Below are 23,330 nucleotides of genomic sequence, written 5' to 3' on the forward strand. Positions count from 1 at the left end.
GCCGCCCCGCGGACTCAGTCGTTCGCGACCACGATCTGCGCGTACAGCGGGTGGTCGACCTCGCCGACGAGGCGCAGCCGCTGCGGCGCGGGCAACTGCGCGGTGATCCGCTCGAAGGTATCGATCGGCGGCAATTGCTCGGCGAGCACCGCGTCGATGATCGGCTGCGACGTGCGGCGATCGGACGCGGCCCGGGCGATCTCGGCCGCCTCCTCGCGACCAAGCAGGTCATGCACCACCACGACGCGATCGCGCAGGCGGGCCCATTCGGTCGCGGCAACCTCGCCGGAGCCCGCGAAGCGCTCGAGGATGGCCTCCTGCAGTGCCGCGAGCCGACTGACCCGATGCAGTTCGACCGCGAGGTCCATCTGCGCGTCATCCAGTTCCGGTGCCGGCAGGCCCTGGACTTCGGCCATGCGCCGGCCGGTCTCGCGCATCTTCGCGGCGTCGGGCTGGTTCTTCGTGAGGATGTGCTCGATCGCGCGCGCGTACAACTCGGTGAAGATCGTGGTGAAGTTGCCCGCGTCCACGCGCATCACGCCTTCGCGCAGCGGCTGGTCGCAGAGCACGACGCGCGCGCTCGCCGGCGAGAGCGTGCGGTCGGCGATGCACGTGCAGTCCGGCGGCACGTTGGCGGGATCGTGGATGGGATTGGTGGTGACCGTGCAGGTGGCGTAGTCGTCGTACACGCGCACCAGGTCGTAGAACGGCGGCACGGTGCCGTGGTCGTAGATCGCGGCGGTGGACCCGTCAGCAGGATGCACGCCGGCCCACAGGCGCATGGTCTGGATTTCGGGCACATCGAACCGGCCCACCTCGACGTAGCCGGCGGCGACCAGTGCATCGACGAGTGTGGGCGTCCCCGCCTGGCGCCACGGCTGTGCGGTGGGCACCAGCGTGATGCGCGCGGCCATGCCGCCGCGGGCGGCATCCTGCGCGGCGATCTTCTTCATCAGCCAGCGGCGGATCACGATCCGCAGCACCCACAGCGCCCCGACGCCCAGCACCAGCAGGACGAGGAACACGACGAGCAGGATGGTCAACAGCGACATGATGGCTCCCGGCATCCGCGGTGGATCCCGGGCGCAGTGTACGGAGGGGGGCGGTGGCCGTCGACACCGGTCCCGCCGGGGAAGCGGAGCCGCCCTGCCCGTCGCCCCCTGCTCAGACCCCGCGCAGCACCTGGCGCACGGTGAGCAGCACGATGTACAGATCCAGCGCGACCGACCACTGACGCAGGTAGTCCAGGTCGAACCGCACGCGGTTCTCCATCTTGTCGACGGTCTCGGTCTCGCCGCGCAGGCCGTGGACTTGCGCCCAGCCGGTCAGGCCCGGCCGCACCTTGTGCCGCAGCATGTAGCCGCGGATCAGGCGACGGTAGTGTTCGTTGTGCGGCACCGCATGCGGCCGCGGGCCGACCAGGCTCATGTCGCCCATCAGGATGTTGATCAGCTGCGGCAACTCGTCGATCGACGTGCGGCGGATGAAACGGCCCACGCGCGTCACCCGCATGTCGCCGCGCGTCGCCTGCGCCACGTCGGTGGATGCGCAGGCGGCCTGCGTCATCGAGCGGAACTTGTAGATCGGGAACGGATGACCGTCGGTGCCGTAGCGCTGCTGGCGGAACAGCACCGGACCCGGCGATTCCAGCCGGATCGCGATCGCGGTGACCAGCAGCAGCGGCGACAGCAGCACCAGTGAGATCAGGGCACCGACGATGTCCAGCCCCCGCTTGAGCACGCCCGAGAGGCCGCAGTCGGGACGACCGATCACGGTATGGACCGGCACGCCCGCCACCCACGACAGCGATTCGTGGATCGGCTTGAACGCGACGAAATCGTGCAGGTAATGCACCGAGACCGCGGAGTCGAGGAGTTGCTCCATCACCGCACCGATGCGCTGGCCGGCTTCCATCGGCATGCAGATGAACACATGCTCGACCCGCGACGCCGCGAGATGGGCACCGATCGCATCGATGCGACCGAGGATCGGCAACTGCTTGCCGCCCGGCAGGCGATCGGGCGTGCGATCCTCGAAAAAGCCGCGGAAATCGATCGACACGAACGGATCGCGCATCAGCGAGGCGATGAATTCGAGACTGGATTGCGAGACCGCGACGACCACCGCGCTGCGCGGCCGCGCGCGCAGCGGCGCGGTGATGGCCAGGCGCACGATGGCGACGCTGCCGACCACCATCGTGGCGACGAAAGAAGCGCAGAAAATCAGCACTTCGCGCACCGGCGGCCATTCCCGGCCGGCGAAGGCGATCAACACCAGCAGCGCGAGCGCCATGCCGACACCGCGGGTCGAAGCGGACGCGGCGAGGTACAGGAATCGGCTTTCGTGGCGCATGGCCTCATCGGTATCGACGCCGCCGAGCAGGGCCACGAGCGAGGCGACCACGAGCGCAAGCAGCGGCGACTCCGCGACGACCCGCGTCGCGTCCCAGGCATCGCTCGATGCGGCAATGGCGACGAGTGCCGACGCCGTCGGCATGACGTATTTCGCGACAAGGGCCATGGTCGGCCGGATGGCAGCCAATTCGCTGTGCGCCTGTGTGTACATCGCGTGCTCCCCCGTGGACACGTTGACATTGTTTTTCCCGGCGATCCGGGGCCTGCGGCGACCGCCGCCACGTCGTTCGATCCGCGGCAGCGTCGAGTTGCGCCTGCCATCGCAAAGCAATTCCCTTGCCAGAAACCAGCGGGAAATCAGCGATAGCAATCGATTGCGTGAAATATCGATTCATTTTCTCGATCGCGGCGGAATGAATACGTCGCCATCGAAAACGACGATCGATCGATAGGCAAAATTATTCGCCGACGCATCGGCAGAGGCACGGAAGTTGCGATTCAATCCACGACGAAGCCCGGCTCACGGGGCGGCGACGGGCGATGCATGCATGTTGCCGCGGCGGGCCTGGAGCGACTTCGCAATCGATTCCACCAAAGTCGCGGGTCTGCGTCGCGGTACACGTCGACGGACAGGGAACAGGAGGGCGGCATGCATCAGAACGCACGGACACTGACAAAAAACGTCGAAAATCGTCGCGCCGCCCGGATTCCCGCAGCGCAGCGGACGCTCACCCGGACCCTCGTGCGCCTGCTCCGCCGGACCATCGGTCGCATGGCCGGCCGGCTTGCGGCGGTGGCGTTCGCGACGCTGCTGGCCATGTCGGTGCCGATGGCACACGCCCAGCAGGCGAAAGCCGGCGAGACGGCGAAGGCGCAGCGCCTGCTGGACATCGCCGACAGCCCCCTGCCCAGCGCCGAGCCCGCTCGGCTGCCGTCGCGCGGCGGCAGCGCAGGCACGCCGGGCGACATCGATTACGAATTGCACGAACGGCCGACGACGCCGGCACAGATCAATCTCTCGACCACGGTGGAAACGACGGTCGAGAACCGCACCACGCATGCCGTGGCTGGCGGCGGTGGCCGGGGACCGGCGGACGCGCCGCGCCCGGCACCGCCGAAGGATGCCTCGCCCGCGGCCGCGCTGGAGTTCCGCGCACTGGTCGCGCAGACCGTGGGCCACGACCTGCCGGTCTTCGGCGAAAGCCTGTTCGGCGCCGACTCCTCACTGAAGGACGTCGATCCGCTGACGGTGCCGGCCGACTACCGCATCGGCCCGGGCGACCAGTTGCTGGTCCACGCCTGGGGCCAGATCAGCATCGACTTCCAGGGCGCGGTATCGCGCTCGGGCACGGTGTTCCTCACCGGCATCGGCGAGGTGTCGGTGGCCGGCCTGCGCCTGGACGAAGCCCGCGACCTGATCCGCGGCGTGGTGTCCACGCAGTACCGCGATTTCCAGCTCACCGTGTCATTGGCGCATCTGCGCGACATCCGCGTCTACCTCAGCGGCTTCGTCGCCTCACCGGGCGTGCACACGCTGCCGTCGACGTCGACCGCGCTGTCGGGCCTGCTGGCGGCCGGCGGACCTGCACCGTCGGCCGACCTGCGCGCGATCGAGCTGCGTCGCGACGGCCGCACCGTCGCCGTGCTCGACAGCTACCGGTTCCTGCTGCGCGGCGACAAGTCGGGCGATCCGCAACTCCTGCCAGGCGACGTGGTCTACCTGCCGCCCGCACGCGGCTTCGCGGCCATCGCCGGCAGCGTGCGTCGCCCGGCGATCTATCACCTCACCGCCGCCACCACACTGGGCGACCTGCTCGATGCCGCCGGCGGCACCACCGTGACCGCCGACGTGCTGCAGGCGAGGATCGAACGCTTCGTCGACGGCAAGCGCACCGTGGTCGAGGTCGATGGCGATCCACGACGCAGCGCGATGCCGCTGCGCGATGGCGACATCGTGCTGCTGGTGCCGACGTCGCCGCGATTCGAGGCCAGCATCACCGTCAGCGGCCACGTCGCGGTGCCACTGCGCCAGCCGTGGCATGCGGGCATGACCGTCAGCGACGTGCTGCCGGATGCGGATGCGCTGATGCCCTACGTGGCGTGGTCGGAACGCAATGCGCGCAATCCGCTGAGCGGCGTCGCCGGCAGCCGCGACGCCAGCACGGTCTCGCCGCGACTGTCGGAAGTCGACTGGGACCACGCCGCGATCGAACGCATCGATCCGCGCACGCAGCGGCTGAGCCGGATCGAATTCGACCTCGGCGCCGCACTCGCCGCACCACACGGGGCCGGCGATCCGATGCTGCAGGCCGGCGACACGATCCTGATCTACGGCGAGGACGAATTCGCGCAGCCCGAACGCAAGCGGATGCGGATGGTGCGCGTGGAAGGCGAAGTGGCGGTGCCGGGCGTGTATTCGATGGCGGTCGGCGAATCGCTGCGCGACGCGATCGCCCGCGCCGGCGGCCCCACGCCGGAGGCTTATCTCTACGGCACCGTGCTCAGTCGTGCCAGCGCACGCGCGCAGGAAGCCGAGCGGCTGAAGCAGGCCGTGGACCAGGCCGAGGAAGACTACGACCGTTTCCTGGCCACGCGCTCGCGCGACGTGGTCAGCCAGGAGGACGCGCTGGTTTCCGCCAGCGAGACCGGCAACGCCCGCGCGCTGATCGCGCGGCTGCGCGCCGTGCAGCCGATCGGCCGGGTCGTGTTCGCGCTGGACGGGCAGATCGCCGACGCCTCCGGGCTGCCCGCGCTGCCGCTGGAGGACGGCGACGTCGTGCGCATCCCGCGCAGGACCGAGACCGTGACCATCGCCGGCGCAGTGTTCCAGCAGGGCACGCAGCTGTGGAAGGCCGGCGCCGACGCCGGCGATTACCTGCGCGAGGCCGGTGGCCTGCGACCGCACGCGGACCGTGCGCAGATCGTGGTGCTGCATGCCGACGGCACCGTGCGTCCGCTGCGTCGCGGCCCGGGTGGCGCACGACTGCATCCCGGCGACAGCATCCTCGTGCCGGAGGACGTGGACCGCACCACGCTCGGCCGCCGGCTGCGCGACTGGACGACGCTGTTCTACCAGGTGACGCTCGGCGCCGCGGCGCTGACGGTGATCCGGAACTGAGCCGTGGACTTCGGCCTGAGCCTGCCGCGACTGCTGCTGCGCCTGGCGCGCTACCGCCTGCTGCTGGTGCTCGCACCGGTGCTGGCGGGCGGACTCGCGTTCGCGGTGTCGGCGCTGTCGCCCGGCGAATACACCGCGCTGGCGCGGCTGCTGCCGCCACGCACGAACACCGCGACCGCGCCGGCGATGCTCAACCAGATCGGTGGCACCGAAACCCTCGGCGCCTCCGCGCTGACGCTGAAGTCGCCGTCCGAGTTGTACGCCAGCCTGTTCCTCAGTCGCAGCGTGCAGGACAGCGTCATCGCACGCTTCCACCTCGGACGCGACCGCGACATCGACATGGACGGGCTGCGCCAGGAGCTGGCCGAACGCACGAAAGTGGACGTGCGCGAGGACGGCATCATCGAACTGCGCTACGTCGACGACGACCCCGAACGCTCGGCGGCGATCGTCAACGCGATGATCGACGCGGTGTACCGCAAGGCCGAGCAGTTGTCGCGCAAGGAATCCGCGAACCGGCTGGCGTTCTACGACCAGATCATCGGCGAGACCCGCGACCGGTTGGCACGCGCCGAGAAGGCGCTCGAAACGCTGGAAGCACGGACCGGCTACACCCGGCTGAAGGGCCAGGAAGAAGCGACCAGCCTGACGGCCGCCGAGCTGGAATCGACCTTGCTCGCCCGCGAGGCGCAGCTGGCGCGGATGCGCACGGTGGCGACCGACGCGCATCCGGCGATCAGGCGCCTGCGCGCGGAGATCGCCGCGCTGCGCGCCGATCGCGAGGCGATGAACGCCGCACGCGCCACCGTGGACGGCGTGGTGCTGCCGATCGGCGCCCTCCCCGACCTGATGACGCGGATCGAACCGCTGCGCCGCGAGGCGCGCATCCAGACCGAAGTGCTGGACCAGCTGATGAAGGCGCGCCAGCTCTCGCGCGTGGACGAGAAGCGCGACCTGTCGAACGTGCAGGTGCTGGATCCGGCGGTGCCGCCCACCCGCGCCTCCGGCCCGCGCACGCTGCGCAACGCCGCACTGGCCGGCGCGATCGCCTTCGTGCTGGCGCTGATGGCCAGCCTGGCCTGGGACGCGCTGGTGCAGGATCGCCGGCATCGGCGCAAGGTGCTGCGGATCCTGCGTCCGTATGCACGGGTGCGGCGGCGCGCGCGCAAGGAGACCGCATGAGCGCGCATCGCGACCTGCGCCACGCGGCGCTGCTGATGGCCGCGAACCTGGCGACGATGCTGCTGCCGCTGGCGGCGCTGCCGCTGCTTGCGCAGCGCGTCGGCGTGGAGGCATTCGGGCAGATTGCGCTGGCGCAGAGCGTCGGCCTGATCGCCGCGCTGCTGGTGGACGCCGGCTTCAATGCCGAATCGATGCGTGCCACCGGCGCGACCGGACAGCACGCGCCGCTGCAACCGCTGCTGGACAACGTGCTCGCGCGGACGCGGCTGGCGCTGCCGGCGGCGATGCTGACGCTGCTGGGCGGCCTGCTGATCCCGGGCATGCCGCTCGCCGCCACCGCGCTGTCGCTGCTGCAACTGGCCGGCACGCTGTTGTTCGCACAGTGGTGGCTGATCGCCTGCGGCCGCAGCGCGATGCTGCTGGTGCTGCAACTGGCCGGCCGGCTCGCCGCACTGGGCGGGATCGTGCTGTGGGTGCACGATCCCGGCGACACGCTGCTCGCCACCGCGCTGCAATGCGGCGCGACCGCGCTGTCCGGACTGCTGTTCGTCGCCATCGTGCTGCTGCCGCGGCTGCGCGAATTTGCCACGCTCGACATCCATGCCCATCGAACCTACCTCGCCCGCGTGCGGCCGGCGATCGGCCCGGGTTTCGCCGCGGCGCTGTCGTCGTACGCACCGCAGTTGCTGCTGGGCGGCGTCGCCGGGCCGCAGCAGGTCGGCCTGTATGCGGCGGCGGAAAAGATCGTGCGCGCGATCGCCTTCGCCGTCGGTTCGCTGGACCAGGCGTTCCTCGCACCGGTCGCACGCCGCGCCGGTGCTGATCGCGACGGTGCACATCGGCTGGCGACGCGGGTGATCGGTAGCCTGTTCGTCGTGACGGCGCTCGGCAGCGTCGTGCTCGCCCTGCTCGCCGCACCGCTGTTGCCGCGCCTGTTCGGGCCCGCGTTCGCGGGCAGCGTCGGCGTGCTGTCGGTGCTGTGCGCGTGGCTGCCGGCGTACACCGCGCGGCGTGCCTTCGTGAATTTGCGGCTGTCGGCCGACGGCCGCATCGCGTTGGTCGGTCGCAGCCAGGGCGTCGAAGCCATCGCCACCACCGCCGGCAGCGCCGTGGGCGCGATCGCCGGCGGCGCGATCGGTGCCGCCTGCGGCCTGGTCGCCGCCGAAGCCGCGTGCTGGCTGGCCCTGCGCCAACTATTGCGACCGCTGCCCCCTCCCGTCCGCACCGCCTGAGGACACCCGCATGCCCGCATCGCCTGCCCGACTGCACATCTGCAAGATCGCCTCGCTCTACGACCATCGCTGGCGCGGCGGCGCGGAGCGGCAACTGGCGTTGCAGGTCGCGGGCTTCGTCGCGCAGGGCCATCGCGTCGACGTGATCACGCTCGCCGAACCGGGCGAGGCGCCGCGCGACTACGTCGATGCCCACGGCGCGCATGTGCATCGCGTGGCGCTGCGCAATCTCTATTTCCCGTTCGGCGGAGAACGTCCGTCGGCGCTGCGCCGCGCCGCCTGGCACGCGCTGGACGTGCACAACCCGGCGATGGCCGACGTCGTCGCCAGGAGACTGCGCGAGATCGGGCCCGATGTCGTGGTGACCCACAAACTGCAGGGCCTGTCGGCGGCGGTCTGGCGCGCGTCGATCGACCAGGGCATCTGCACCGTGCACGCGCTGCACGACCACGAACTGGTCTGCCCGGCCACCGCGATGACCCGCGGCGAACGCCTGTGCGAAACGCCCTGCACGTCCTGCAGTTGCCTCTCGCGCCTGCGCCGCACGCTGTCGGCGCGGCCGTTCGCGGTGGTCGGGCCGTCGCACAGCATCCTCGAACGCCACCGCCGCTTCGGCTGGTTCGGCGACGTGCCGCGCAGCGCGGTGCTCACCAACGCGTTGCCACCGGACTGGCCGCCGGCACCGGCCGAACGTCGCTGCGGCACGCCGCTGCGCGTCGGTTACATGGGGCGGCTGGAAGCGGCGAAGGGCATCGACACGCTGCTCGACGCCGCCGCGCGACTGGAACCTGACCGGATCACGCTGCACATCGCCGGCGAGGGCGACGCGGACTACCTCGCCGCGCTGCGCACACGCCACCCGACACTGGCCGGCGTGCACTGGCTGGGCTCGTGCCGGGCAAGCGAGTTCCACACCCGCATCGACCTGCTGGTGGTGCCGTCGCGCGCGCACGAGAGCTTCTGCAACGTGGTGATGGAAGGCGCGAGCCTCGGCGTGCCGTCGATCGTGAGCGACCGCGGCGCATTGCCCGAACGCATCGGCGACGGCCGCTACGGCTGGTGTTTCCCGGCCGGCGACGTCGACGCGCTGGCGACGCTGCTGTCGGCCTGCGCCGACGATCCGCAGCGGGTCGCCGACATGGGCATGGCGGCGATCGAGACGCGCCGCAAGCACGAGCCCGAACACACCGTGCGTCACTACGCCGGACAGCTCGCGCTGTGGTGCGACGAGCACCGGAGGCTGCGCGCGGCATGACCCTCGCCGCGTCGCAGCCGTCGACCATCATCGGGCCCGCGCCCGCGGTCGACCTGCGCGCGCGGCTGTCGCTCGCGATCCTGCTGTCGTTCGTCGTCGCGCAGGTGTTCGCCGGCGTGCTGCGCTGGGCGCTGGGATCGTTGCACCTGCAGGCGCTGATCTACGTGCCGACGCTGCTGGCATGGGGCGACATCGCCCTCGTCGCGATCGAGACGATCCGCGCACGGGCGCTGTCGCGCGCCACGCTGTGGCTGGCCTGCCTGCTGGTCGTCGGCGCACTGGCCGGGCTGCTGTCGCTGCCGCCGCAGCAGGTGGCGTTCGGTGCGTGGGTGCTCACGCCGCTGATCTACGGCTACGCGCTGGCGGATCGCTGGCCGCTCACCAGCGTCACCTGCCGGCGCGCGGCGCTCGCGCTGCTGGTGCTGGCCTGCGTCGGCATCATCGGCAACGCGTTCATCGCGTATCCGTGGATCGGGGCGAACTTCGAGCTGGGCGGCAAGGAGATCGCCGGCGCGCGCGACTGGTCGATCGGCGAACGCCAGCGGCTGGCCGGCTTTGCGCGTTCGTCGTTCGACGCCGCGGGCCAGATCGCGATCCTCGCCGCGCTCTACAACGTCGGCGAGCCGCGGCGCTGGGTCCGCGGCACGATCTGGCTGCTCGCGGTGACGGCGGTGATGCTGTCGACCGCGCGCGGCATCCTGCTGTCGATGGCGGTGGCGACGCTCGCGATCGAAGGCGAGCACCTCGGCAAGCGCATCATCGCCCGCGCGTGGCTGCTGCTGGGCTACGCGTGGATGGCGCTGCCGCCGCTGACCGCGTGGACCGTGGATTTCAGCCAGGAAGCGCGGCTGCAACTGCATTCCTCGCACGGGTCGTACCTCGACCGCCTCGCCAACATGTGGCCGCAGGCGCGCGACCTGTGGCTGGACGCGCCCGCGCCGTGGCTGGGGCGCGGCCTCGGCGGCATCGGCGCGGCACAGACGCTGTTCGAGCCCGATCGCTTCAACGCCGCCGACAACCTCATGGTCTACCAGTGCGTGGCGCTGGGGGCGCTGGCGTTCCCGCTGCTGGCCTGCGCCGCCTTCGGCTTCTGGCGCATCGGCGGTTCGTCGCGCGCCGACACCGCCACGCTGTGCGCGTTCGCGCTGATCGTCGTCTGGTACGGCGCAGTCAGCAACGTCGTCGAACACCCGATCCTGGCCGCCACCTACGGCTTCCTCCTCCAGCGCTGCGTCTGCCTGCTGCGCCCCCGCCGCTTCCCATGACCGGAGAACCTGCGATGCCGATCCGCCCCGGTGTGTCGTCCCTGCCCGCTGCGCCGTCGGCGCAGGTCCGTTTCCGCAGCGAGGAACCGATCCCGCTGATCGTGAACGGGCGCTTCCTGTCCCGTCGCGTGACCGGCGTGGAGCGCGTGGCACGCGGGATCGTGGGCGCCCTCGAAGCGCGGATGGACGGGGATGGTCTGGTCCGCTTCGGCGAGACCGTGTTCCAGCCGCGCATCGCCGCACCGGCCGGACCGCTGCACGCGCCGCCGAAGCGGATCCCGGTGCAACGCAATGCACGCCTGCAAGGCAACGCGTGGGAACAGTGCGCGCTGCCGTGGCAGGCACGCGACGGCCTGCTGCTGAACCTGTGCAACACCGCGCCGCTGTGTGCGGGCCCGCAGGTGACCTACGTGCACGACGCCGGCGTGTACGCGATCGCCGACGCCTACGACTGGCGCTTCCGCCACTGGTATCGCACGCTGCACCGCGCCTATCGCCTGCGTGGCGACGCGCTGCTGACCAACTCCGTGTTCTCGGCGCGCGAACTCCAGCGTTACGCGGGTTTCCCGCGCGATCGCCTGCACGTGGCCGCACCCGGATGCGACCACATCCACGAGGTGGCGCTGGCGCCGCTGCCGATGCAGGTGGATCTGCTGGCGCGCACGCGCGGCTACTTCCTGGTCGTCGCCAGCCGCGCACCGCACAAGAACCTGGACACGGCGCTGGCGGCGCATGCCGAATTCCTCCGTCGCCATCCCGACGGTCCCGCGCTGGTGCTGGTCGGCGGCCGCCATGGCGGCGTGTTCGAGGACACGGCGCCGTCGGATTGGGACTACGGCCACGTGCTGCGTCTGGGCTATGTCGAAGACCCGACGATGGTGGCGATGCTGCGCCGTTCGCGCGGCCTGATCTTTCCCTCGCGCTACGAAGGCTTCGGCCTGCCGCTGGTCGAAGCGATGGCCGTCGGCTGTCCCGTGGTCGCCAGCGACCTGCCGACCGCGCAGGAGATCGGCATCGACGCGTGCTGGACGTTCCCGCCGGAGGACACCGGCGCACTGGTGGAGGCGCTGGAAGCGGTGACCTCGCGTCCGCGCGAGGTTCGCGCGAAGGTACTGGTCGGGCGGCATCGCGCGGCGCAGCTGACCTGGGATGGCTGCACCGACGCCGTGCTCGCGACGGCGAGCCGGGCCTGCGAGGCGTTGCGGGGAGTGCCGGCATGAATCACCACCTTGGTTCGAAGCAGGACACCCCGAAGGTCGCCGTGGTCCACGACTGGCTGAACGTCGTCGGCGGCGCGGAGCGCGTGCTGGAGCAGATCCTGCACGTCTTCCCCGATGCCGACGTGCACGCGCTGATCGACACCCTGCCCGCCGACCAGCGCGGCTTCCTCGGCGGACGCCCGGTGAAGGTGTCGATGATCGGCCGCACGCCGTGGCTGCGGCATCGCCACAAGCTCGCACTGCCGCTGATGCCGACCGCGATCGAATCCTTCGACCTGAGCGCCTACGACCTGGTGATCTCCTCCAGCTTCGCGGTGGCGAAGGGCGCGATCACCCGGCCCGATGCCCTGCACGTGTGCTACTGCCACTCGCCGATGCGCTACCTGTGGGACCTCGAACACAGCTATCGGCGCGATGCAGGCCTCGATCACGGCCTGCGCGGGCTGCTGACGTCACTGCTGTTCAACCAGTTGCGGATGTGGGACGTGGCCAGCGCCTCGCGGCCGCAATTGCTGCTGGCCAATTCGAACTTCACCGCCAGCCGCATCGCGCGCTACTGGGGACGCACGTCGACGCTGCTGCCGCCGCCGGTGGATCTCTCGCGCTTCTCGCTGCGCGACGGCACGGCCGACGACGACTACCTCACGGTGTCGCGACTGGTGCCGTACAAGCGCCACGACCTGATGGTGGAGGCGTTCGCCGCGATGCCCGACCGCCGACTCACGATCATCGGCGACGGCCCGCAACGCGCCGCGCTGGAACGGCGCGCCACGCCGAACGTGCGTTTCCTCGGCGCATTGCCCGATCGCGAGGTCGCCGAGCACATGCGCCGCGCGCGCGCGTTCGTGTTCGCGGCGCACGAGGATTTCGGGATCGTGCCGGTCGAGGCGCAGGCCTGCGGCACGCCGGTGATCGCCTACGGCGTGGGCGGCGCGCTCGACACCGTGCGCGGCTGGCCGTCGCCGCAGCCGACCGGCGTGTTCTTCGACCGGCAGACGCCCGAATCGCTGCGCGACGCGGTCGAACGGTTCGAGGCGATGGAACGGGTCTTCGACCCGGCCGTGCTGCGCGCGAACGCCGAACGCTTCGGCAACGACCACTTCCGCGCGCGGCTGGCCGAACTGGTGCGCGATGCGCAGGCGGCAATGCGGACCACGCCGACATCGGCACCACCACCATCGCAGCATGCGCCACGACGGCCACCGGTCATGGCCGCCAATGCGCCGGCGATCTTCGGCGGCGGCCACATCGAGATCACCGGCGGGCGGTGAGGCTCGTCGCCGCGCGGGCGGCCTCAGCCGGCCTTCGCGCGCGAGACCGCCAGCACGCCGGCGACCACCAGCCCGGTGCCGGCGATCTGCCACGGGCCCATGGGCTCGTGCAGGATCAGCTGGCTCAGCACGATCGTCGACACCGGGCCGATCATGCCGATCTGCGAGGCCACGCCGGAACCGAGGCGGCGCACGCCGATCATCGTCATCAGCACCGGCGCCACCGTGCACAGCGTGCCGTTGAGCAGCGACAGACCGTAGACTGCGTGCGGCAATCGCGGCAGGCCCCACGGTTCGATCACGAGGTACTGGCCGATGCACAGCACCGCCGCGACCGTGCTGGCGTAGGCGGTCAGGCGCACCGCACCGACGCGGGCGACGATCTCGCCGCTGCCGTACAGGTACACCGCATAGGACAGCGCGCTGCACAGCACCAGCACGCTGCCGACGAGCACGCCCTCGCCGCCGACGCGCAGGTCGTGGCCGAAGGCGAGCACGACGCCGACGTAGCTGATCGCCAGCGCGACGAGTTGCACGCGCGTCGGCCGCCGCCGCGCCAGCACCGCGCCCATCAGCAGCACGAACGTGGGCGTGAGATAGAGGATGACGCGTTCGAGGGTGGCGGAGATGTACGCCAGCCCGAGGAAGTCGAACAGGCTGGCGAGGTAGTAACCGCTCACGCCCAGCGCGAACACGCGCCAGCGATCGCCGGTCGACAGCGGCGCCGCATGACGCGCCGCCCACACGCCCATCAGCAGGAACAGCGGCAGCGCCACCAGCATGCGCAGCGCGAGCAGCGTCACCGCATCGGCACCGAGGCGCAGGCCGAGCTTGACGATGATCGCCTTGCCCGAGAACGCGATCGCACCCAGCGCCACCAGCGCGACGCCGGCGAGGTCCGCGCGCGGCGCCGGCCGTGCGACGCCGTCTGCGTTCGCGTTCACGCGAGGAACGCGTCGAGCAGCGTGCGCAGCACCGCCTGCGTGCGCGCCGCGCGGGCGTCGTCCCAGGCGAAGCTGTCCTCGTCCATGTAGATGCGCTGGCTCATCTCCAGCTGCACGGCATCGACGCCGTTCGCCGGGTCACCGTAGTGGCGGGTGATGTAGCCGCCCTTGAAGCGGCCGTTCGCGACCCAGTCGAACGCGTCCTGCGCAGCCAGCGCCGCTTCCAGCCGCACCTGCGCGGCCGGCGCGCAGCTCGCGCCGCCGGCGGTGCCGAGGTTGAGGTCCGGCAGGCGGCCTTCGAACAGGAACGGACAGGTGCCGCGGATCGAATGGCCTTCCCACAGCAGCGCACGGCCGTGCGTCGCGCGCAGGCGATCGAGTTCCTCGCGCAGCGCGGCGTGGTACGGACGCCAGTAGGTGTCGATGCGCTGCGCGATCTCGTCCGGCGACGGCGCCTGTCCCGGCAGGTAGACCGGATCGCCGGAGAACCGCACGATCGGGCACAGGCCGGTGGTGTTCTGGCCCGGATACAGCGAGACGTCGTCCGGCGGACGATTGAGGTCGATGACGTAGCGCGAGTGATGCGGCGCGAGGATCGACGCGCCAAGCTCGCGGGCGAAGGCGTACAGCCGCGAGACGTGCCAGTCGGTGTCGGGTGCGCGGCGCGCCTCGGGCGTCATGCGCGCGGCGAGATCGTCGGGAATGGCGCTGCCGTCGTGCGGCAGGCTGATCAGCAGCGGCGCGTTGCCGCGATGCAGGGTGAAGACATCCATGCCGGCGAGTGTACCGGCATGGATGCGCGAACCGGCGCGGTCAGGCCTTGACCTTGCAGGTGTTGAGGCCGATCAGCGTGTACAGCGGGCACCAGCCCATCAGCGACGTCGCCAGCGGCACGAGGCCGATCAGGCCGAGGTACTTCATCGGCGCCTCCAGCACGAACAGCAGGCTGAGCAGGCCGAGGCCGATGACGATGCGGAGGATCTTGTCCACGGATCCGACGTTCTTCTGCATGACGATGTCTCCTTGCGTTGGGTTGGACACAGCCTAGGCCGGCCCCGCCGCGCGCTCAGCGACTTTTGTCACCGGCCGGGCGGTCGCCGGCCGCCTCGCCCTGGGCGAGCGCGCGCAGGCCGTCGAGGTCGGCCAGCCGCACGCCGGCACGGGAGAGTTCGACCAGCCCCTGCTCGGCCAGTTGGCCGAGGGTGCGGGTGACCATCTCGCGCACGCTGCCGATCTCGTCGGCGATCGCCTGGTGGGTCATCGCCACGCTGCGGAACCCGGCGTCCGCGCGTTCAATGAGAAATTCGGCGATGCGCCGGTCGAGGCGATGGAACGCCAGCCGTTCGACCCGCTCCATCAGGTCGGACAGCCGGCTGGACAGCGTGGAAAACAGGAACGCGCGCGCCGGCGGCGACTCGGCGATCATCCGCTGGAACAGCGCCGGCGGCAGCAGCGCCAGCCGCAGCGCGCCCTCGGCCACGCCTTCGGCGCCGTAGGCCTCGTCGCCAAGCAGGCAACTGGAGGTGAGGATGCAGGTCTGGCCGCGGGCGACGCGGTACAGCACGATCTCGCGGCCGCTGTCCGAGCGCCGGAACACCTTCACCGCGCCCTGCGTCACCAGCGGCAGGCCGCCGCAGCGCTGGCCTTCGCCGAAGATCGGCGTGCCGTCGCGGAACTCGTGCCAGGCGGCCTGCGCGGCCACCGCCTCGCGCAGCGACGCAGGCAGGTCGGCCAGCAGCGGGTAGGCCTGCGTCAGCGCCTGGAAGCCGTCCTCGGTCACGTGAAGCGCTCCGGCCGGTACGGCGCGGGATCGATCGCCGGCGTGCGCCCGGCCATGAGGTCGGCCAGCAACTGCGCGCTGCCGGTGCTCATGCCGACGCCCATCATCCCGTGACCGGCGTTCATCCAGACCCGGCGCAGGCCGGGCGCGCGGCCGATCAGCGGCATGTCGTCGCGGCTCATCGGCCGCCAGCCGTACCAGCGCTCGCGCACCTCCGGGCCGACCGGTTCGTGCAGGTATTCGCGGGCACCGCGTTCCAGCGCGCCCAGCCGGCGCTCGTTGAGCGTGCGGTCGAAACCGGAGAACTCCATCGTGCTGCCGAGACGGAAGCCGTCCTGCCACGAGGTCACGCACACCGAGCGCTCGCGCAGCACCAGCGGCCGCTTCGGCACGAGGCCCGGCGCGCGGTAGGTGATCGAGTAGCCCTTGCCGGGCTGGATCACCCGCTTCAGCCACGGCACGCCGAAGGTGTCCGCCGACAGCGCCGACCACGCGCCCAGCGCCAGCACCGCGTTGCGGGCGCGCACTTCGCCGTGGTCGGTCCAGGCGGAGATGCCCTCGCGATCCTCGCGCAGGCCGTGCAGCGCGCAGCCTTCGACGATCTCGCCGCCGCGCTCGCGCACGGCGCGGGCCAGTTCGGCCAGGTACTTGTCCGGGCGCAGCGCGGCATCGCCGGAGAAGCGCAGGGCGCCGGCGACGCCGGGCAGCAGCGCCGGCTCCTGCGCCTCGTAGGCCTGGCCGTCGATGACGTCGACCGCCACGCCCAGTTCGCGCAGCAGCGGCAGCTCGCGCTGCTCGTGGGCGAAGGCGCGGGCGTTGCGGAAGACGTAGTCCTCGCCGGATTCGATGAACTCGCAGGCCAGGCCGTAGCGCGCGACCCAGTCGGCGAGCCGGCGGCGGGAGTCGTCGAGCAGCGCGTACTTGCCGCGCGCGCTCGTTTCCCAGTCGCGATGGTTGCAGCGCGCGGCGAAGCCCAGCAGCCAGCGCGCCAGCACCGGGTCCAGTCGCGGCGGGATGTACAGCGGCGCGTCGGGCGTGAGCGCCCAGCGCAGCGCCTTGAGCACGGTGCCCGGCGCGGCCAGTGGCGGCGCGTGGCTGGGGGTGATCGTGCCGCAATTGCCGTGCGAGGCGCCGGCGCCGATGCGATCGGCCTCGACCACGCGCACGCCGCGGCCCGATTCGAGCAGCGCCAGCGCGCAGGCGAGTCCGCTGACGCCGCCGCCGGCGATGATGACATCGATGGTCACTGCTGCCTTACCTCCAGAAAAGTGTCGAATCCGTCACCGAGCAAAAATTAATGCTGCAGTGCAACATGACTGCTTCGTGAATCCGTGCATATGCTCGGATGTCTTGCGGGTAGGGAGACGTCCCGGACGTCCGTTCCACCCTCCCCACGAGGCATGCAGCGGCACTTTCCCGGGAGAGCGGGACGCCCCTGCATCAGTATGACCGGCACCTCCGGCCCGATCACCATTCTTCCTACAGGGGCACCATCTCGCTATGCGTACCAGGACCTCCTTGCTGAGCGCCGCCATCATTGCTTCGCTCGCCGTGCTGCATGTCGAATCCACCGCGACTTCCGGGAAACTCCCCGGCCTGACCCCCGAATCCTCGCCGGCCGTCGCCGCCACCTCCGCCACCGCGCCGGCCGCGGCCATGCCGGCCCTCGCCGCGAGCGGCCAGTCGGTCGCCGCCGCGATGGTCGCCTACACCCGTTCCGGCGCCGACGCCGACCGCACCCCGCAGGCCGATCGCGCGCGTGCGCTGCTCGCCGGCCCGGCGGCGCTCGAAGCCCGCCGCGCCGCCGCCGACACCTTCGCCGCCAACGACGTCATCGTCGACCGCGACGGCACCGAGCACGTGCGCATGAACCGCACCTACGCCGGCCTGCCGGTCGTCGGTGGCGACCTCGTGGTCCATTCGCGCAACGGCCAGGTCCTCGGCGTCAGCCAGACGCTGACCAGCAGCGCCCGCCCGAACCTCAGCGCCGCCATCACCGGCGACGCCGCGACCACCATCGCCGGCGCCGACTTCGGCACGAAGTTCGACGGCGTCAGCAGCGCCTCGAAGGTGATCTACGCCCGCGACACCGCGCCGACGCTGGCCTACCAGGTCGTGTTCAACGGCGTGAAGGCCGACCAGACGCCCACCGAGATGCACTACATCGTCGATGCCGGCAATGGCCGCGTGCTCGACAAGTGGGACACGGTGAACACCGCCGCCGCCAGCGGCACCGGCAAGACCATCTACTCGGGCAACGTCGGCATCGTGACCAACAGCCTGGCCACGGGCTACGAGCTGCGTGACCCGAGCCGCGGCAGCACCTACACCACCGACTTCAAGAACGGCGCGACCAACAAGACCGGCACCGGCACCATCTTCACCGACGCCGACAACGTCTGGGGCAACAACACCAACAGCGACCGCGCCTCGGCCGGCGCCGACGCCCACTTCGGCGTCGCCACCACCTGGGACTTCTACCAGACGCTCGGCCGCAACGGCATCGCCAACAACGGCGCCGGCTCGTACAGCCGCGTCCACGTCGGCCGCAACTACGTCAACGCCTTCTGGTCCGACAGCTGCTTCTGCATGAGCTACGGCGACGGCGACGGCGCGACCTACAGCCCGCTGGTCGATCTCGACGTGGCCGGCCACGAAATGTCGCACGGCGTGACCTCGCGCTCGGCCAACCTCACCTACTCGGGCGAGTCCGGCGGCCTGAACGAAGCCACCTCCGACATCATGGGCTCGATGGTGGAGTTCTACGCCAACAACGCGCTGGACACCCCCGACTACCTGATCGGCGAAGAGATCTACATCGCCAACGTGCCGGGCAGCGCCACCCAGAAAGCCCTGCGCTACATGTACCGTCCGAACAAGGACGGCGCGTCGTCGGACTGCTGGTACTCGGGCGTGGGTTCGCTGGACGTGCACTACAGCTCGGGCCCGGCCAACCACTTCTTCTACCTGCTGGCCGAAGGCACCGGCGCCAAGACCTACAGCGGCGTCGACCACACCCCGACGACCTGCGCCGCGGGCAACACCAAGGCCGGCACCGGTACCGCGTCGCTCACCGGCATCGGCCGCACCGCCGCCACGGCGATCTGGTACCGCGCGCTGACGGTCTACATGACCTCCAGCACCAACTACGCCGGCGCCCGCACCGCCACGCTCAACGCGGCCCGCGACCTGTACGGCACCGGCTCGGCGAACTACAACGCCGTCGCCGCGGCGTGGAGCGCGATCAACGTCAACTGATCGCCTGTCCGACCGGAAGCACCAACGGAAACGGCCCGCTCGCGCGGGCCGTTTCCTTTTGCGGAAGCCTGCGGCAACCGGAACCGGCCGCCAAAGGCGATCGCGACGCGATCAGTGGTGGTGGCCGCCGTCGCCGTGGACGTGGCCGTGCTCGACTTCCTCGGCCGAGGCTTCGCGCACGTCGACGATCTCGATGTCGAAGTGCAGGTCCTTGCCGGCCATCGGATGGTTCAGGTCGACGTCGACCGCGGTCAGGCCGATCTTCTCGATGGTGACGGCGCGCGGGCCGAAGTTGGTCTGCAGCACGACCTGCATGCCGGGTTCCAGCTTCTGGTTGCCGAAGTGCTTCTTCGGGATGCGCTGGGTCAGGCCTTCGCGACGGTCGCCGTAGGCCTCGGCGGCGGGGACGTCGACCGAGAAGGTCTCGCCGGCCTCGCGGCCTTCCATCGCCTTCTCCAGGCCCGGGATGATGTTGCCGTGGCCGATCAGGATGGACAGCGGCTCGCCGCCGTTGGAGCTTTCGGTGGCCGGCTGGCCGACTTCGCCGACGGTGTAGTGGAAACGGACAGCGCGGTCTTTCTCGATTTTCATGCGTGGACTCTGGGGGCCGACGGGGTCGGCGCCATGGAAGCGGCGGGCCGGCTTGATCGCCGGGCGAAGGAGCGGCCAAGATGGCCGCGATGAAGGCCGCGCATTATCCGTGCTCCCCCGCCCCGGCGCCAACCGCGCCGCATCGTGCATGGCCGCTGGCCGGGGCGCTGGCCCTGACGCTGGCCCTCGGCCTGGCCGGCTGCGGCGAGCCCGAACGCGTCCGCCCGACGCCGCACCCGCAGCGCTCCTGGTCGACCGCGACACCGCAGGACCCGGCCGCGGCCAACGCCGTGCTGATGCGCGCCCTCGGCCTGGTCGGCACGCCCTACCGCTACGGCGGCAACACGCCGGAATCCGGCTTCGACTGCAGCGGGCTGGTGAACTACGTCTTCCGCGACATGCTCGACCTGCGCCTGCCGCGCACCTCGCGCGAACTGGCGGCGATGCAGGGCCCGCGGATCGCGCCCGATCGCCTTGCCCCGGCCGACCTGGTGTTCTTCGGCAGCGGCGGCGAGGTCAGCCACGTCGGCATCTACGTCGGCGAGGGCCGGTTCGTGCATGCGCCCAGCACCGGCGGCACGGTCCGGCTGGACCGGCTGGACGGCGCCTGGTGGCGGGACCATTACACCGGTGCGAAACGCGTGTTGCACTGAGCGGACACCGAGCCGCCACGACACCCGATTCCGCCTTTTCGTGGAACATTGGCCTGCAACAGATTGATTCAGAAAGACTTTCCTGAAAAAGCACGGTGTCTGCTCCACGGAGGCGGCCAACCCTGCGCCGACGTACGGATGTTCCGTTCCGGAATCGCGATCACCTTTTTCGGGCCGGACCTAACGTTTTCTGAACCCCCCGGCGGCCGGGCTCGGGCACACTGCGGGCTCCTTTCGCAAAGTGCATGACGCGTGACGACCCCAGCCCAAGGCTCCGGCCGCCCCTCCGCCATCCACCTCCGCCTCGCGCTTGCTGTGCTGCTGGCTGCCGCCAGCCTCCCGGCCATCGCCGCAGAGGCTCCGCGCAACACCCTTGAGCTCTCGCCGCCGGTGCTGGCACCGCTGGCCGATGCCGGCCTGCGCAATCCGCTCTCCCTGCCCGGCCGCACGGTGCTGTTCGCCCGCGACGTCCGCGCCATCTTCAACGACGAGCAGGTCGCCGGCGGCATTGCTGCCGATGCGACGGTCGCCGCCGCACCCGCCGAAGGCCGCATCCGCGGCATGCTGCGCCGTGCGCTGTCGCTGCTCGGCACGCCCTATCGCTGGGGCGGCACCACGCCGGAGAACGGCTTCGACTGCAGCGGCCTGGTCGGCTACGTATTCCGCAACAACCTCGGCATCGAACTGCCGCGCATCTCGCGCGACATGGCCAAGGTCGGCGAACTGATCCGCGACCGCGACTCGCTGGTCGAAGGTGATCTGGTGTTCTTCAGCCGCGCCGGCAAGCATGTCGACCACGTCGGCATCTACATCGGCAACGGCCAGTTCCTGCACGCCCCGCGCACCGGCAAGGACGTGGAGATCGCGACCCTGGCCTCGGGCTACTGGGCGCAGAAGTTCCTGCAGGCGCGCCGCGTCGCCACCCAGTAAGGGTCGACGCCGTCCGCTTCTCCGAAGGGCCGCGCAAGCGGCCCTTCGCGTGTCCGGGCGGCGCGAAGGCTTTTCTCTCCCTTCCCTGTCAACGGGAGGGCTGGGGAGAGGATGGCTTCACTCCCTCCGGGTTCGAAACGGCTTGTGGAAGCAGGGAAACCCCATCCCCACCCCGACCCTCCCCTTGAAGGGGAGGGAGAAGAGCGAACCGCACGGTATGCGACGGCGGCACGCCCTGCCGGATGCGGCGAGCACAGCCGGAGCACGGGCCCGCCCGCTTGCGGCCGGATCGGCGCCGGCCCATGCTGCGATCACCGCTTCGGCCAGGGGGAATGTCGATGGGTCGTACGCTGCTGGGCATCGTGCTGGGCATCTTCGCGATGTGGCTGACCACCTCCGCGGTGGAGTTCGCCAGCCACATGCTGTATCCGCCGCCGCCGGGCCTCGACCCGCAGGATCCGCAGTCGCTGGCGGTGATGCTCGCCGCCGCACCGACCGCCGCGCTGGTGCTGCTGGTGACGGCCTGGACGCTGGGCGCCTTCGTCGGCGGCTGGGTCGCCGGACGCATCGCCCGTCACCCGCGCATCGCCGCGACCTGCGTCGCTTTGCTCACGATCACCGGCGTGGTCGGCATGATCGTGATCGTCCCCGAACACCCGACCTGGGTCTCCGCGCTGGGCCTGCTGCTGCCGATCCCCGCCGCGTTGCTCGGCGCGACGCTGGCGCAGCGGCGGGAGAAGACGTTGCCGAAGTGAGCGCGCGGCGTCGCGTGATCCAGGAATGGAACGGGCCGTTCGCGATGGCGGGCCGGGGCCCGCCCTACACCGCTTCCTCGATCCCCACGTTCGTCGGCGCGCGTTCGTAGGTCTCGCGGTCGAGCAGGCCGGTTTCCTTCGCGACCAGCACGGGGACCAGCATCTGGCCGGTCACGTTGGTCATCGTGCGCATCATGTCGAGGATGCGGTCGATGGCATAGAGATAGCCGATGACTTCCAGCGGCAGGCCGGCGGCGCTGAGCACCACCGTCGCCATCACCACCGCGGTGCCGGGCACGCCGGCGGTGCCGAAGCTGCCAAGGACCGAGGCGATCACCACGATGAGGTACTGCTCGGGCGACATCGGCGTGCCCATGTACTGCGAGATGAAGACCGCACACAGCGCCGGGTAGATCGCGCCGCAGCCGTCCATCTTGATGCTGGCGCCCAGCGGCACCGCGAACGCGGCGTAATCCTTGTCGACGCCGAGGTTGTGGGTGGCGCAGCGCAGCGACGACGGCAGCGAGGCGAAGCTCGACGAACTGACGAACGCCACCTGCATGCCCGCCGCGGCGCCGCGGAAGAACTTCAGCGGGTTGAGCCCGTGCGCCAGCAGCAGGCCGCTGTAGGTGACGACGATGTGCAGCGCGCAGGCGATGTACAGCGCCAGCACGAAGCTGCCCAGCGGCAGCAGTTGCTTGAAGCCGTAGTTGCCGACCAGCGCGGCGATCAGGCCGAAGGTGCCGATCGGCGTCATCTCCAGCACGAAGCGCGTGATCTGGATCGCGATCGCGCTGGCCTCGCCCGCGAGCTTGCGCGCCAGCGCGACCTTGTCGCCCAGCTTCACCATCGCGAAGCCGATCAGGCCGGCGACGAAGATCACCGGCAGGATCGAGCCCTTGCCGGCCTTCAGCACGGTCTCGCCGGCGGCGTTCTTCGCCTCGCCGATGCCGGTCAGCGCGTGGAAGACGTTGGTCGGCACCACGCCCAGCAGCACGTCGACCACGCTGGGGATGTCCTTCGGCACGTATTCGGGATCGACGGAGAGCGGCAGTTGCAGCACGCCCGGCTGCATCACCGTGCCGACCGCCAGACCCATCGCCACCGCCAGCACCGCAGTGATCGCGAACCACAGGAACGTGCGTCCGCCGAGCGCGGCGATCGACTTCTGCCCGTGCAGCGAGGCGACCGCGTTGATCACCGCGAAGAAGACCAAGGGCACCGCGATCATCTTGATCAGCTTGACGTACAGATCGCCCAGCGGCCCGAACCACGTCTCGGCATTCGGCCCGAACGCCCATCCCGCCAGCGCGCCGAGCGCGAACGCGCCGACCACGCGCTGCCAGAACGGGATGCGGAACCAGACAGCGACGACGGACATGCGGGGCTCCGCGAAAGACGAGGCGAGCCGGCACGATAGCCGAGCCGGCCGGACGCGGCGAGCGGGCGGGCGTCATCAGCGCGTCCCACGCCGGCAACGGCGGGCGGGCATAATCGACGTTTCCGTCCGTCGTCGCCTGCC

Annotated in this window: 21 protein-coding genes; 12 read left to right on the top strand and 9 right to left on the bottom strand. The window is 70.6% G+C overall.

Translation table 11 applies throughout. The features are described from left to right. Positions 1-14: 14 nt before the first annotated feature. On the bottom strand, positions 15-1,052 hold the full coding sequence (locus ACT53R_RS06280) for a hypothetical protein (protein ID WP_476170989.1): 1,038 nt from the start codon (positions 1,050-1,052) through the stop codon (positions 15-17). 112 nt (positions 1,053-1,164) lie between these two features. Continuing rightward, a complete protein-coding gene (locus ACT53R_RS06285) occupies positions 1,165-2,496 on the bottom strand; it encodes an undecaprenyl-phosphate glucose phosphotransferase (protein ID WP_476170990.1) in 1,332 nt (443 codons plus the stop codon). Here ACT53R_RS06285 and ACT53R_RS06290 point away from each other — a divergent pair. The 8 genes from ACT53R_RS06290 (at position 2,495) to ACT53R_RS06325 (ending at position 12,897) form a co-directional block, all read left to right on the top strand. Next, a complete protein-coding gene (locus tag ACT53R_RS06290; protein WP_476170991.1) occupies positions 2,495-2,806 on the top strand; it encodes a hypothetical protein in 312 nt (103 codons plus the stop codon). The genes ACT53R_RS06285 and ACT53R_RS06290 overlap by 2 nt on opposite strands. A 290-nt stretch (positions 2,807-3,096) precedes the next feature. Then, positions 3,097-5,472 (top strand): SLBB domain-containing protein, encoded by a 2,376-nt coding sequence (locus ACT53R_RS06295; RefSeq protein WP_476170992.1) that lies wholly within the window; start codon positions 3,097-3,099, stop codon positions 5,470-5,472. Positions 5,473-5,475: 3 nt separating this feature from the next. After that, entirely contained in the window at positions 5,476-6,654 is a 1,179-nt protein-coding gene (locus ACT53R_RS06300; RefSeq protein WP_476170993.1) for a Wzz/FepE/Etk N-terminal domain-containing protein, read from the top strand. Beyond that, positions 6,651-7,886 (top strand): oligosaccharide flippase family protein, encoded by a 1,236-nt coding sequence (locus tag ACT53R_RS06305; protein ID WP_476170994.1) that lies wholly within the window; start codon positions 6,651-6,653, stop codon positions 7,884-7,886. The genes ACT53R_RS06300 and ACT53R_RS06305 overlap by 4 nt, the downstream gene beginning before the upstream one ends. A gap of 10 nt (positions 7,887-7,896) precedes the next feature. Then, positions 7,897-9,141, top strand: a complete 1,245-nt coding sequence (locus ACT53R_RS06310) for a glycosyltransferase family 4 protein (protein WP_476170995.1) — start codon at positions 7,897-7,899, stop codon at positions 9,139-9,141. Beyond that, positions 9,138-10,406 carry a hypothetical protein gene (locus ACT53R_RS06315; RefSeq protein ID WP_476170996.1) on the top strand — a complete coding sequence of 423 codons (1,269 nt, stop codon included), beginning with the start codon at positions 9,138-9,140 and terminating at the stop codon, positions 10,404-10,406. The genes ACT53R_RS06310 and ACT53R_RS06315 overlap by 4 nt, the downstream gene beginning before the upstream one ends. Before the next feature lie 14 nt (positions 10,407-10,420). After that, on the top strand, positions 10,421-11,626 hold the full coding sequence (locus ACT53R_RS06320) for a glycosyltransferase family 4 protein (RefSeq protein ID WP_476170997.1): 1,206 nt from the start codon (positions 10,421-10,423) through the stop codon (positions 11,624-11,626). Continuing rightward, on the top strand, positions 11,623-12,897 hold the full coding sequence (locus ACT53R_RS06325; RefSeq protein WP_476170998.1) for a glycosyltransferase: 1,275 nt from the start codon (positions 11,623-11,625) through the stop codon (positions 12,895-12,897). The genes ACT53R_RS06320 and ACT53R_RS06325 overlap by 4 nt, the downstream gene beginning before the upstream one ends. Before the next feature lie 23 nt (positions 12,898-12,920). Here ACT53R_RS06325 and ACT53R_RS06330 read toward each other — a convergent pair whose 3' ends face one another. The 5 genes from ACT53R_RS06330 to ACT53R_RS06350 are packed head-to-tail and all read right to left on the bottom strand — an operon-like array spanning position 12,921 to position 16,868. Continuing rightward, the gene (locus ACT53R_RS06330; RefSeq protein WP_476170999.1) at positions 12,921-13,841 is read right to left on the bottom strand and encodes a DMT family transporter; all 921 of its coding nucleotides are present in this window, start codon (positions 13,839-13,841) and stop codon (positions 12,921-12,923) included. Beyond that, entirely contained in the window at positions 13,838-14,614 is a 777-nt protein-coding gene (hutG, locus tag ACT53R_RS06335) for an N-formylglutamate deformylase (RefSeq protein WP_476171000.1), read from the bottom strand. Before hutG ends, ACT53R_RS06330 begins: the two co-directional genes overlap by 4 nt. Before the next feature lie 40 nt (positions 14,615-14,654). Then, on the bottom strand, positions 14,655-14,852 hold the full coding sequence (locus ACT53R_RS06340) for a YgaP family membrane protein (RefSeq protein WP_476171001.1): 198 nt from the start codon (positions 14,850-14,852) through the stop codon (positions 14,655-14,657). 55 nt (positions 14,853-14,907) lie between these two features. Next, positions 14,908-15,621 carry a Crp/Fnr family transcriptional regulator gene (locus tag ACT53R_RS06345; RefSeq protein WP_476171002.1) on the bottom strand — a complete coding sequence of 238 codons (714 nt, stop codon included), beginning with the start codon at positions 15,619-15,621 and terminating at the stop codon, positions 14,908-14,910. Beyond that, on the bottom strand, positions 15,618-16,868 hold the full coding sequence (locus tag ACT53R_RS06350; protein WP_476171003.1) for an NAD(P)/FAD-dependent oxidoreductase: 1,251 nt from the start codon (positions 16,866-16,868) through the stop codon (positions 15,618-15,620). Before ACT53R_RS06350 ends, ACT53R_RS06345 begins: the two co-directional genes overlap by 4 nt. A 409-nt stretch (positions 16,869-17,277) precedes the next feature. Here ACT53R_RS06350 and ACT53R_RS06355 point away from each other — a divergent pair, with 409 nt between their 5' ends. Further along, positions 17,278-18,879 carry a M4 family metallopeptidase gene (locus tag ACT53R_RS06355; RefSeq protein WP_476171127.1) on the top strand — a complete coding sequence of 534 codons (1,602 nt, stop codon included), beginning with the start codon at positions 17,278-17,280 and terminating at the stop codon, positions 18,877-18,879. Positions 18,880-18,990: 111 nt separating this feature from the next. Here the strand turns inward: ACT53R_RS06355 and ACT53R_RS06360 are convergent, their stop codons facing one another. Beyond that, positions 18,991-19,470 (bottom strand): FKBP-type peptidyl-prolyl cis-trans isomerase, encoded by a 480-nt coding sequence (locus tag ACT53R_RS06360; RefSeq protein WP_476171004.1) that lies wholly within the window; start codon positions 19,468-19,470, stop codon positions 18,991-18,993. A gap of 80 nt (positions 19,471-19,550) precedes the next feature. Between ACT53R_RS06360 and ACT53R_RS06365 the strand changes: the two genes are divergently transcribed. The 3 genes from ACT53R_RS06365 to ACT53R_RS06375 all read left to right on the top strand — a co-directional run bounded on the left by ACT53R_RS06365 (position 19,551) and on the right by ACT53R_RS06375 (position 21,808). Further along, the gene (locus ACT53R_RS06365; RefSeq protein WP_476171005.1) at positions 19,551-20,123 is read left to right on the top strand and encodes a C40 family peptidase; all 573 of its coding nucleotides are present in this window, start codon (positions 19,551-19,553) and stop codon (positions 20,121-20,123) included. A gap of 252 nt (positions 20,124-20,375) precedes the next feature. Further along, entirely contained in the window at positions 20,376-21,053 is a 678-nt protein-coding gene (locus ACT53R_RS06370) for a C40 family peptidase (protein WP_476171006.1), read from the top strand. A 338-nt stretch (positions 21,054-21,391) separates the two neighbouring features. After that, the gene (locus ACT53R_RS06375; RefSeq protein WP_476171007.1) at positions 21,392-21,808 is read left to right on the top strand and encodes a hypothetical protein; all 417 of its coding nucleotides are present in this window, start codon (positions 21,392-21,394) and stop codon (positions 21,806-21,808) included. 64 nt (positions 21,809-21,872) lie between these two features. On the opposite strand, the gene ACT53R_RS06380 is transcribed toward ACT53R_RS06375, so the two are convergent. Further along, on the bottom strand, positions 21,873-23,189 hold the full coding sequence (locus ACT53R_RS06380; protein WP_476171008.1) for a dicarboxylate/amino acid:cation symporter: 1,317 nt from the start codon (positions 23,187-23,189) through the stop codon (positions 21,873-21,875). Positions 23,190-23,330 lie beyond the last annotated feature (141 nt).

The organism is Lysobacter sp. DMC104 (assembly GCF_056313665.1).